The organism is Pseudomonas sp. NPDC086581 (assembly GCF_044746165.1).
Classification (GTDB): domain Bacteria; phylum Pseudomonadota; class Gammaproteobacteria; order Pseudomonadales; family Pseudomonadaceae; genus Pseudomonas.
This window is the reverse complement of sequence record NZ_JBIVBR010000026.1, coordinates 1-11,072: the sequence shown is the minus strand read 5'-3', so window position 1 is coordinate 11,072 and position 11,072 is coordinate 1. Positions and strand designations below refer to the sequence as shown.

Annotated in this window: 9 protein-coding genes; 5 read left to right on the top strand and 4 right to left on the bottom strand. The window is 65.8% G+C overall.

All coding sequences use genetic code 11. The annotated features are described in order from the left end of the window. Positions 1 to 203: hypothetical protein (locus tag ACIPK7_RS29535; protein ID WP_401091887.1), on the bottom strand; the 203-nt coding region annotated here is incomplete at its 3' end. A 163-nt stretch (positions 204 to 366) separates the two neighbouring features. Next, the gene (locus tag ACIPK7_RS29530) at positions 367 to 924 is read right to left on the bottom strand and encodes a TetR/AcrR family transcriptional regulator (RefSeq protein WP_192430970.1); all 558 of its coding nucleotides are present in this window, start codon (positions 922 to 924) and stop codon (positions 367 to 369) included. Between the two features lie 172 nt (positions 925 to 1,096). On the opposite strand from ACIPK7_RS29530, the gene ACIPK7_RS29525 reads away from it, so the two are divergent. Genes ACIPK7_RS29525 through ACIPK7_RS29515 form a run of 3 tightly spaced genes read left to right on the top strand, consistent with a single transcriptional unit; the run spans position 1,097 to position 6,831 of the window. Continuing rightward, positions 1,097 to 2,248, top strand: a complete 1,152-nt coding sequence (locus ACIPK7_RS29525; RefSeq protein ID WP_401091885.1) for a MexC family multidrug efflux RND transporter periplasmic adaptor subunit — start codon at positions 1,097 to 1,099, stop codon at positions 2,246 to 2,248. Positions 2,249 to 2,275: 27 nt separating this feature from the next. Continuing rightward, positions 2,276 to 5,407, top strand: a complete 3,132-nt coding sequence (locus tag ACIPK7_RS29520) for an efflux RND transporter permease subunit (protein WP_192430968.1) — start codon at positions 2,276 to 2,278, stop codon at positions 5,405 to 5,407. Between the two features lie 5 nt (positions 5,408 to 5,412). Then, the gene (locus ACIPK7_RS29515; protein WP_401091889.1) at positions 5,413 to 6,831 is read left to right on the top strand and encodes an efflux transporter outer membrane subunit; all 1,419 of its coding nucleotides are present in this window, start codon (positions 5,413 to 5,415) and stop codon (positions 6,829 to 6,831) included. 119 nt (positions 6,832 to 6,950) lie between these two features. Here the strand turns inward: ACIPK7_RS29515 and ACIPK7_RS29510 are convergent, their stop codons facing one another. Next, positions 6,951 to 7,259, bottom strand: coding sequence for an NIPSNAP family protein (locus ACIPK7_RS29510; protein ID WP_192430967.1), 309 nt, complete (start codon positions 7,257 to 7,259; stop codon positions 6,951 to 6,953). Between the two features lie 213 nt (positions 7,260 to 7,472). Here ACIPK7_RS29510 and ACIPK7_RS29505 point away from each other — a divergent pair, with 213 nt between their 5' ends. Then, positions 7,473 to 8,165 carry an MgtC/SapB family protein gene (locus ACIPK7_RS29505; protein ID WP_401091883.1) on the top strand — a complete coding sequence of 231 codons (693 nt, stop codon included), beginning with the start codon at positions 7,473 to 7,475 and terminating at the stop codon, positions 8,163 to 8,165. 56 nt (positions 8,166 to 8,221) lie between these two features. On the opposite strand, the gene ACIPK7_RS29500 is transcribed toward ACIPK7_RS29505, so the two are convergent. Beyond that, positions 8,222 to 8,566, bottom strand: coding sequence for a cupin domain-containing protein (locus tag ACIPK7_RS29500; RefSeq protein WP_184595441.1), 345 nt, complete (start codon positions 8,564 to 8,566; stop codon positions 8,222 to 8,224). A gap of 252 nt (positions 8,567 to 8,818) precedes the next feature. Here ACIPK7_RS29500 and ACIPK7_RS29495 point away from each other — a divergent pair, with 252 nt between their 5' ends. Continuing rightward, on the top strand, positions 8,819 to 10,156 hold the full coding sequence (locus ACIPK7_RS29495) for an OprD family porin (protein WP_401091882.1): 1,338 nt from the start codon (positions 8,819 to 8,821) through the stop codon (positions 10,154 to 10,156). Positions 10,157 to 11,072: the final 916 nt, after the last annotated feature.

Sequence of the window (11,072 nt, the reverse complement as noted above, 5' to 3'; positions counted from 1 at the left end):
AGGCTGAAGCTGGCGTCCTTGCAAAGGAAGGTGTCGGCAGGCAGATCGCGGTGGGTACTGGTGAATTCGATGCGGTAGGTGAAGGGCTGGCTGAGGGCTTCATCGCCGCTGAAGGCCAGGATATCGAGCGGCGCATCGACGTCCCTGACCTTGAGGGTATGACGGCTGTGATCGAAGAAGTGGTGGGCGGCGTTGATGAGCATGGCGGACGTCCGTTCCAGGGGAACGGTCATCCCACCAGTTAGGCGGCAGCCTTGTCAGTCGGACCGGTCCGTAAAGGGCGTCTGATCGGTCGCGTGTCATGCCCAAGCCAGAATCCCTCCGTCCGGCCTGTTCACGAGCGATTCAGCGAAGTCTGCGCACAGCTCAGCCGCCCGCCAGAGCCCCGTGGAGGAACAGTTGCTCCAGTACCTGGGCGGAGCTGGAGCTGGCCGCGCGGCCGTAGCGCTCGGCGTCGACCATGCCGTAGAGCATGGAGAGGAACAGTTCGGTAAACACCGCGGCAGTGATGTCGATGCGCAGTACGCCGCTTTGCTGGGCGCGCAGAAAGAAGGCGTCCACTGCTTCGGTGTAGTAGCTCCAGCGCTCGGTGGTGGCGGCCATGTCGAAGTTCTCCGCGCGGTACTGGAACAGCAGGAAGTTCAGCATGTCGCGGTGCTTGAGGTGCTCGGCAATCAGCTGGCGCAGCGCCGCCAGCGGTTCGGCCTGCTGCAGCTCGGAGGCCTCGAGGATCTGCCGGATCACCACATGCCCGTAGTCCTCCAGCATCGTCATCAGCCCATCGCGGGTACCGCAGAAGCGGTGCAGCGTGGCCTTGCTCACCCCTGCCGATTCCGCCAGCTCCTTCAGCGTCGCCCGCGGGCGGTCGACGATGGCAACGGCCAGCGCCTTGAGCAGACGTTCATCGTGGGCAGAGAGAGTCATTCGGGGCCTCTTGTCAGGTGGGCAGATCGTCTCATTGTGCAGAAAGAGACCTCTCTTTTGAAAGGTCATGACACATTTTATACGCCACAGGAGCAAATGAGACATTCTTGACTCATTTCGGATTTGAAAGGATCATACGCACCTTTCCAGATAGATGAGACCCGGGTGAATCATGGGCAGGTTGCGTGCAGTAGGGACGATCAGTGCTTTGGTAGCGGCGCTGGCACTGGCAGGTTGCGGACAGTCCGGCGAGCCGCCGGCAGCCGCTGAGACGGCGCGCCCGGTGGATGTGGTGGCGATCGCGACCGAGCCCCTCACCCTGACGTCGGAGTTGCCGGGGCGCATCGAGCCGATGCGCGTCGCTGAAGTCCGTGCGCGAGTGGCGGGCATCGTGATGCAGAAGCGCTTCGAGGAAGGCGCCGACGTGAAGGCCGGCGACCTGCTGTTCCAGATCGACCCGGCACCGCTCAAGGCCGCCGTATCCCGCGCCGAAGGCGAACTGGCCCGCGCCCAGGCGGCTCAGCAGGAAGCCCAGGCACGGGTGAAGCGCTACGAGCCGCTGGTGAAGATCGAAGCGGTCAGCCAACAGGACTTCGACACCGCCACCGCTGACCTGCGCAGCGCCCAGGCGTCGGTGCGCTCGGCCCAGGCCGACCTGGAAACCGCGCGGCTGAACCTGGGCTATGCCTCGGTCAAGGCGCCGATCTCCGGGCGCATCGGCCGCGCGCTGGTCACCGAAGGCGCACTGGTCGGCCAGGGCGACGCCACGCTGATGGCGCGCATCCAGCAGCTCGACCCTATCTACGCCGACTTCACCCAGCCAGTGGCCGACGCCCTGCGTCTGCGTGAAGCGCTCAAGAGCGGCAACCTCCCCGCCGGCCAGAGCCAGGCCCTCAGCCTGCGCGTCGAAGGCACCCCGTACGAGCGCCAGGGCGAGCTGCTGTTCACCGATGTCTCGGTGGACCGTGGCACCGGCCAGGTCTCGCTGCGCGGCAAATTCGCCAACGCCGACGGCCTGCTGCTGCCGGGCATGTACGTGCGCGTCACCGCCCCGCAGGGCACCGACGCCAAGGCAATTCTGGTGCCGCAACGCGCCGTACAGCGCGCTACCGACGGCACCGCCCACGTACTGGTGATCGGCGAAGGCAACCGCGTCGAGACCCGCCAGGTGCAAACCGGCGCCATGCAGGGCTCGCGCTGGCAGATCAGCCAGGGCCTGGCCAGCGGCGACCAGGTCATCGTCGGCGGCCTCACCGGCCTGCAGCCGGGCGCCAAGGTCGAAGCCCGTCACGCCCAGGAGCAACAGCAGGCATCGCGCCAGTAAGGCGAGGATCGCCGCGAGGAATTCCCCATGTCACTGTTCTTCATCAAGCGCCCCAACTTCGCGTGGGTGGTGGCGCTGTTCATTTCCCTGGCCGGCCTGCTGGCCATCCCGCTGCTGCCGGTGGCCCAGTACCCCAGCGTGGCGCCGCCGCAGATCACCGTCACCGCCACCTACCCCGGCGCCTCGGCGCAGGTCCTGGTGGACTCGGTCACCAGCGTGATCGAGGAGGAGCTCAACGGCGCCAAGGGCCTGCTCTACTTCGAGTCCACCAGCAACTCCAACGGCATGGCCGAAGTGGTGGTCACCTTCCAGCCCGGCACCAACCCGGAGCTGGCCCAGGTGGACGTGCAGAACCGCCTGAAGAAGGCCGAGGCGCGCATGCCACAGGCCGTGCTCACGCAGGGGCTGGAGGTCGAGCAGACCAGCGCCGGCTTCCTGCTGATCTACGCGCTCAACTACAAGGAAGGCTCCGCGCGCACGGACACCACCGCCCTGGGCGACTACGCCGCGCGCAACATCAACAACGAGCTGCGCCGCGTACAAGGCGTCGGCAAACTGCAGTTCTTCTCCTCCGAAGCCGCCATGCGGGTGTGGATCGACCCGCAGAAGCTGGTCGGCTACGGCCTGTCCATCGATGACGTAGGCAACGCCATTCGCGGGCAGAACGTGCAGGTGCCAGCCGGCAGCTTCGGCGCCTCCCCAGGCAGCACCGAGCAGGAGCTGACCGCCACCCTCGCCGTGAAAGGCACCCTGGACGACCCGGCGGAGTTCGGCCGCATCGTCCTGCGCGCCAACCCGGACGGCTCCACCGTCAAGCTCGCCGACGTGGCGCGCCTGGAAGTGGGCAGCGAAAGCTACAACTTCACCGCACGTCTGGACGGCAAGCCCACCGTGGCCGGCGCCATCCAGCTCTCCCCCGGCGCCAACGCGCTGCAGACCGCAGCGCTGGTGAAGGAACGCCTGGCCGAGCTGTCAGTGAACTTCCCTGACGACGTCGAATACTCAGTGCCCTATGACACCTCGCGCTTCGTCGACGTAGCCATCGAGAAGGTGATCCACACCCTGCTCGAAGCCATGGTTCTGGTGTTCCTGGTGATGTTCCTGTTCCTGCAGAACGTGCGCTACACGCTGATCCCGGCCATCGTGGTGCCGGTGTGCCTGCTCGGCACGTTGACGATGATGTACCTGCTGGGCTTCTCGGTGAACATGATGACCATGTTCGGCATGGTGCTGGCCATCGGCATCCTGGTGGACGACGCCATCGTGGTGGTGGAGAACGTCGAGCGGATCATGGCCGAGGAAGGCCTCTCCCCGGCCGCCGCCACGGTCAAGGCGATGGGCCAGGTGTCCGGTGCGATCATCGGCATCACCCTGGTGCTGTCGGCGGTGTTCATGCCGCTGGCGTTCATGGCCGGTTCCGTGGGCGTGATCTACCAGCAGTTCTCCCTGTCGCTGGCGGTGTCGATCCTGTTCTCCGGCTTCCTCGCCCTGACCTTCACCCCGGCGCTGTGCGCGACGCTGCTCAAGCCGATCCCGGAAGGTCACCACGAGAAACGCGGCTTCTTCGGTGCGTTCAACCGTGGTTTCAACCGCCTGACCGAACGCTACACCCTGCTCAATACTGCGCTGGTGAAACGCGCCGGGCGCTACATGCTGATCTACGCCGGCATCGTCGCCCTGCTCGGCTACAGCTACCTGCGGCTGCCGGAATCCTTCGTGCCGGTGGAAGACCAGGGCTACATGATCGTCGACATCCAGCTGCCGCCGGGTGCCACCCGCGCGCGTGCCGATGTTACCGGCCAGGAGCTGGAGCAGTTCCTCAAGTCCCGCGAAGCCGTGGCCTCGTCCTTCCTGGTGATGGGCTTCAGCTTCTCCGGCATGGGCGAGAACGCCGCGCTGGCCTTCCCGACGCTGAAGGACTGGTCCGTGCGCGACAAATCGCAGTCCGCCGAAGCGGAAACCGCAGCGATCAACGAGCGTTTCGCCGGCATCAGCGACGGCGCGATCATGGCCGTGACCCCGCCGCCGATCGATGGTCTGGGCAACTCCGGCGGCTTCTCGCTGCGCCTGCAGGACCGCGCCGGCCTCGGCCGTGAAGCGCTGCTGGCGGCCCGCGACCAGTTGCTCGGCGAAGCCAACGGCAACCCGAAGATCCTCTACGCCATGATGGAAGGCCTCGCCGAAGCCCCCCAGCTGCGCCTGGAGATCGACCGCGAGAAGGCACGCACCCTGGGCGTCAGCTTCGAGTCCATCAGCAGCGCGCTGTCCACCGCCTTCGGCTCCGCGGTGATCAATGACTTCGCCAACGCCGGCCGCCAGCAGCGCGTGGTGGTGCAGGCCGAACAGGGCGACCGGATGACCCCGGAAGCCGTGCTCAAGCTCTACGTGCCCAACAGCGCCGGCGAGCTGGTGCCACTGTCCGCCTTCGTCAGCACCCGCTGGGAAGAAGGCCCGGTGCAGCTGGCGCGCTACAACGGCTATCCGTCGATCCGCATCTCCGGCGACGCCGCCCCGGGCGTCAGCACCGGCGAGGCCATGGCGGAAATGCAGCGTCTGGTCAGTGAGCTGCCGGCCGGCATCGGCTACGAGTGGACCGGCCTCTCCTACCAGGAGAAGGTCGCCAGCGGCCAGGCCACCCAACTGTTCGCCCTGGCGATCCTGGTGGTGTTCCTGCTACTGGTGGCGCTCTACGAGAGCTGGGCGATCCCGCTGTCGGTGATGCTCATCGTGCCCATCGGCGCCCTCGGCGCGGTGCTGGCGGTGACGGTCACCGGGCTGCCCAACGACGTGTACTTCAAGGTCGGCCTGATCACCATCATTGGTCTTGCGGCGAAGAACGCGATCCTCATCGTCGAATTCGCCAAGGAACTCTGGGAACAGGGCCACAGCCTGCGCGACGCCGCGATCCAGGCCGCGCGCCTGCGCTTCCGCCCGATCATCATGACTTCCATGGCCTTCATCCTCGGCGTGGTGCCGCTGGTGGTCGCCAGCGGAGCCGGCGCCGCCAGCCAGCGCGCCATCGGCACCGGGGTGATCGGCGGGATGCTCAGCGCCACGCTGCTGGGGGTGATCTTCGTGCCCATCTGCTTCGTCTGGATGCTGTCGCTACTGCGTCGCCAACCCACACCTGCGCATCAACCCACGGAGGCCGCGCAATGACCACCCTGCGCAAACCCACCTTTGCCGCCAGCGCGTTGCTGCTGGCGATGATTCTGGGCGGTTGCTCCATGGCGCCTACCTACGAGCGCCCCGAAGCACCGGTGGCACAGAGCTGGAGCGGCTCCGCCGCCCAGCCCGGAGCCGCGGCCAGCAACCTCGACTGGCAGACCTTCATCGTCGACAGCGAACTGCGCGAACTGGTGAACGTCGCCCTGGACAACAACCGCTCGCTGCGCCAGACCCTGCTGGACATCGAGCAGGCCCGCGCGCAGTACCGCATCCAGCGCGCCGACCGCGTGCCCGGCCTGAGCGGCGCCGCCAACGGCAACCGCCAGCGGCTGCCGGCGGACCTGTCCAACAGCGGCAGTTCGGCGGTGAGCAGCAGTTACCAGGTCGGTCTGGCGCTGCCCGAATACGAACTGGACCTGTTCGGCCGGGTGAAGAGCCTGACCGACGCCGCGCTGGAGCAGTACCTCTCCACCGAGGAAGCCGCCCGTAGTGCGCGCATCGCGCTGATCGCCGAAGTCAGCCAAGCCTACCTTACCTACGACGGTGCCCAGCGCCGCCACTTGCTCACCGAGCAGACCCTGGCCAGCCGCGAGGATTCGCTGGGCCTGATCAGCCAGCGGCGCACCGCTGGCGCGGCCACGGCGCTGGACTATCAGGAAGCGCTGGGGCTGGTCGAACAGTCCCGCGCGGAACTGGAAAGCAATGCACGGCAGAAACAGCAGGCGCTCAATGCCCTGGTGCTGCTGCTTGGCACTGCCGACGCGGCCAAGCGAATCCCGCAGGTGCCGCAGGACAAGCCGATGCTGATCCAGGACATTGCGCCGGGCACCCCGTCCGAGCTGATCAAGCGGCGCCCGGACATCCTCGCCGCCGAGCACGTGCTCAAGGCGCGCAACGCCGACATCGGCGCGGCCCGCGCGGCGTTCTTCCCGCGCATCAGCCTGACCGGCAGCTTCGGCACCTCCAGCGCGGAAATGTCCGGGCTGTTCGACGGCGGCTCGCGTTCGTGGAGTTTCGTGCCGACCCTGTCGCTGCCGATCTTCGATGCCGGCCGCAACAGCGCCAACCTCGACCTGGCCAAGGTGCGCAAGGACTCGGCGGTGGCCGCCTACGAAGGCACCATCCAGACGGCGTTCCGGGAAGTGGCCGACGCCCTCGCGGCGACCGACACCCTGCGCCGCGAGGAAGCCGCGCGCAGGGCTTTGGCCAACACCACCAACGAAACCCTGAAGCTGGCCAAGGCACGCTACGAAGGCGGCGTCGACAGCCACCTGCGCTACCTCGACGCGCAGCGCAGCAACTTCGTCAACGAGTCGGCCTACATCGAGACCAGCACCCAGCGGCAGATCGCCCTGGTGGACCTGTTCCGCGCCCTCGGCGGCGGCTGGAGCGGAGGCGTCACGGCGCAGCGCTGATCTTCTGCCCTGCAGCGGCGGATAACGCCAAAAGCGTTATTCGCCCTACGAACAACCGGCTCGGGCCGGCGCGGCGTGTAGGGCGTATAACCCGGAACGGGTTATCCGCAGCTGGGCGATCAGCCGCCGAACACCGGCCGGAAGAAACTGCGCTCGTAGCTGAGGATGCAACGGGTTTCCTCCGCATAACGGAACGCGGCCTGGCACTCGGGATCGTCCATGGACCGCTGCCGGTAGCTTTCGTACTCGGCCAGGCTGGGGAAGGTGAACATCGCCAGGGCAATGTTGCTGGCACCCTCCGAAGGCAAAAAGTAACCGTGGTGCTGGCCGCCGAAGCGTTCCACCAGGGGGATCCATAGCCGGCCGTAGTGTTCGAACTCCTTGAGCTTGTACGGGTCCAGCACGTAACGCAGGTAACAGGTGACCATCTTGCCGACTCTCTTCTTCCATTGAATGGGACGGCCACTGTACCGGGCAATGCCGTTGATCGGTACAGGGAATCGACCTTGCGCGAGTGCTCTGTCCTTTATCACCCCGTCCGGCTCGATAGCCCGGTAGACTGGCCCCACCTTCATCCTCACCGGGGGCGCGATGCCCCTTCCCACGGGCGCTGGCGCAAGGCTGGCGCGGAGCACAAAGGCATGTACTTCGATATCTTTCTCGACCTCTTCGCGGCGCTCGCCTTCGGCGCGATGATCGGCATGGAGCGCCAGTGGCGCCAGCGCTTCACCGGCGTCGCCACCCACGGCCTGGTCGCCCTCGGTGCGGCCACCTTCGCCACCCTGCCCTTCCTCATGGGCGCAGAAGACCAGGTGGTGCGAATGTCCGCCCAGGTGGTCACCGGCATCGGCTTCCTTGGCGCCGGCGTGATCATGCGCGACGGCCTCAGCGTGCGCGGCCTGAGCACCGCCGCCACCATCTGGTGCACCGGCGCGGTGGGCGTGCTGGCAGGCAGCGGATTCCTCGCCGCGGCGTTGGTCGCCACGCTGCTCATCGTGCTGTGCAATCTCACCCTGCCCTCGGTGACCCGCTGGATCCAGCGTCACGCCCCCATCGAACCGAGCAGCGAGCGCTACTACACGGTCCAGGCGGTCACCGAGGCCCATCAGGAAGCACTGGTGCGCTCCACCCTGCTGCGCCGCCTCAGCGCCAACGGCCTCGCCCTGCAGAGCCTGGAAAGCCATGCGCGCAAGACCGGTGGCGACGTGGAAGTGGCGGCTCTGGTACTGTCCCCCAACGACAAGGACAGCCTGCTTGAGTCGCTGGTTGGCGAGCTGGCCCTGGCGCCCTACGTATCGGCGGCCAGCTGGTCGGTCAGCGACGGGCCGCAGTGAACATCGCGCAATGAAAAAGGGAGCCCGTGGGCTCCCTTTTTTCGTCTCGTCTCGCGTCAGGCGAAGACGAAATACTTGCGCACCGTCTCGACTACTTCCCAGGTGCCCTTCATGCCCGGCTCGATGACGAACACGTCACCGGCGCGCAGATGGATCGGCTGCTCGCCCTCGGGGGTGATGACGCAGTAGCCGTCGAGGAAGTGGCAGTACTCCCACTTCTCGTAGTTCACCTCAAACTTGCCGGGTGTGCAGATCCAGGTGCCCATGATCTTGCTGCCGTCCGCCGATAGGTAGGCGTTGAGGTTGACGGTGTGAGGGTCGCCGCCGATGCGCTTCCACTTGGTGGCGTCCAGCACGGGCGTCGGGCAGGTATCGCGCAGCACGGTGATGAAATCGGACATGACAGCTCCAGGTCGTTGCAGTGAAGGTCCGCCACCCTAGCCACGAACCGCCGTCGGCAGTTGCCTGGATTCGACATCGATATGTCTGCCAGCGCTGCCCGTCCCGCTCTCATTCCTTGCTGACAGATTTGTCATCCGCCGCTCACCTGCCCGTTATCCGCGCTCCTACACGATGCCCGTGGCCCTCGCCACGCCTGGGCGAAAACAACAACAGCAGGCGGTAACCGACCATCCTGCCCTTAGGAGCACATCATGTACCAAAGCAAATTTCCGCTGGCGGCTTCGCTGCTGGTTCTGGGGGTCGCTTCGCCGAGCGTCTTCGCCGAGGCTGAGACCAAGGAGAAAGCAGAAGGCTTCCTCGAAGGTGCCAGCCTGGAAGTCCTCAACCGTAACCTCTACTTCAACCGTGACGCCCGCCACGGCCAGTCCGTGCCGCCACGCGGCAACGGCTACTCGGAAGTCTGGGCCCAGGGGATCGTCGGCAAGTTCGAATCCGGCTTTACCCAGGGCACGGTCGGCGTGGGCGTCAACGCCTTCGCCATGGTTGGCTTCCAGCTCGACACCGGCGACGGACGCAACGGCGCCGGCAGCTCGGTGGATGTACTGCCCACCGACAACGACGGACGCACCGAGAGCGACTACGCCAAGGCCGGCGGTGCGGCCAAGGTGCGCCTGTGGGACACCGTGCTGAAGGTCGGCGACGTGTTCCCGGAGACTCCCGTGGTGCACTACGGCGACTCGCGTCTGCTGCCCGAATCCTTCCGTGGCTTCACCCTCCAGAACACCACTCTCGAAGGCCTGACGCTGCAAGGCGGCCGTCTACACGCGATGAGCCAGCCACAGTCGCGGCAGATGGACGACGGCTTCGCCACCTTCTATGCCGGCCCGGTGGAATCGGCCTGGCTCGCCTACGGCGGCGGCGACTACGCCATCAACGATAACGCCAGCGTCAGCCTCTACAGCAGCCGCCTGAAGGACGCCTGGAACCAGTACTACTTCGGCACCGCGCTGAACTTCCCGCTCAGCGAGGCCGTGGAACTGTTCGGCGGCCTCAACTACTACAAGTCGCAGGATGAAGGCCGCGAGCTGCTCGGCGAGTTCAACACCAACATCTGGAGCGCCAGCGCCGGCGTGCATTTCGGCGCCCACCGCATCGCCGTCAGCCACCAGCGCAACAACGGCAACAACGACTTCGACTACCTGCGCCAGGCCGACTCGATCTATCTGGACAACTCCATCCAGTACAGCGACTTCAACTCGCCGAAGGAGCGCTCGTGGATGGTCCGCTACGACCTCGACATGGCCACCTACGGCGTACCCGGCCTGAGCTTCATGACCCGCTACGCCCGCGGCACCGACGCCGATTACTCCAACGCCAACGCCGTGTACATGCGCCGCGACCACAACGGCGATCCGCTCACTGGCCAGAAGCGCTGGGAGCGCGATATCGAGGCCAAGTACGTGTTTCAGGAAGGTCAGCTCAAGGACCTGTCCGTTCGCGTGCGCCAGGCGAGCACCCGCGCCACCGCCTTCGAATCTGACCTGGACGAAGTGCGGCTGATCGTCGAATACCCGCTGGCGATTCTCTGATGCCCCTCGCGTGGCGGGCGGATGACGGAATTGTCAGCTGTGCCTCAGCCTCCCGTTAGGCGCGCCTGCGTATAACGGAAGTCATCACCGCCCCCAAGGCTCCTGGTGATGATTTCCCCGCAGCACTGCTCCTCTCCCTGGCGCTCCACGTGCCCTTTGGGGGGAGAGGAACTCTCGGCGCCCGCATGGGCGCCTTTTTTTGCGCCGCGAAAACGTTCCCTGCCATTGCCTTGAAGCGAGACTGTAGGAGCGAGCTTGCTCGCGAACCGCACTCTGCCCCCCTCCCCGGCAAGCGCACTTGCAGGATGGGTCGGGCGGCGTTCCGCGAGCGAAGCGATACCCATGCTGTCGGAGCGCCGGAATCGATGGGTATCGCTGCGCTCCACGCCATCCTACGTTCGTGCTCCGCCGTGATTTCGATGTAGATAGGGAGGCTGATTGCGGCCAAGGGGCACTCCTGCAGCCAGACTGAGTACCGGGCGGTTCGCGAGCAAGCTCGCTCCTACGAAAAGCCCAACCGACCCGGCTCTGGCTCTGGCTCTGGCTCTAGCTCTGGCTCTGGCTCTGGCTCTGGCTCTGGCTCTGGATTTTGAAGGCTTCCAGAGAAGTATCCGCACACTCCGACTGCCCCGTTCAGGAGGCCTCGTTGAAGTGCAGTTTCAGGGATTGAGCGACATGGATGTCGCGAGAGCGGCGATGGACCAGGGACGGCCCTTCGACGCGTGCCCCTGAAACTTCGCTTCAACGAGGGAATTTTTCGCCTAGGCGAAAAACCGGATGTCCGGGGCGAGACCTTTTGGTTCCTTTTGGGAGGGCGGCTATCCGACGTTTGACAAAAGGGACTTGTAAGTTGTTTTCACCTGCTTCAGACCGCCAGTGACTAGATTTCCAGATCGTGGGCGAGCGAGGGTCGGAG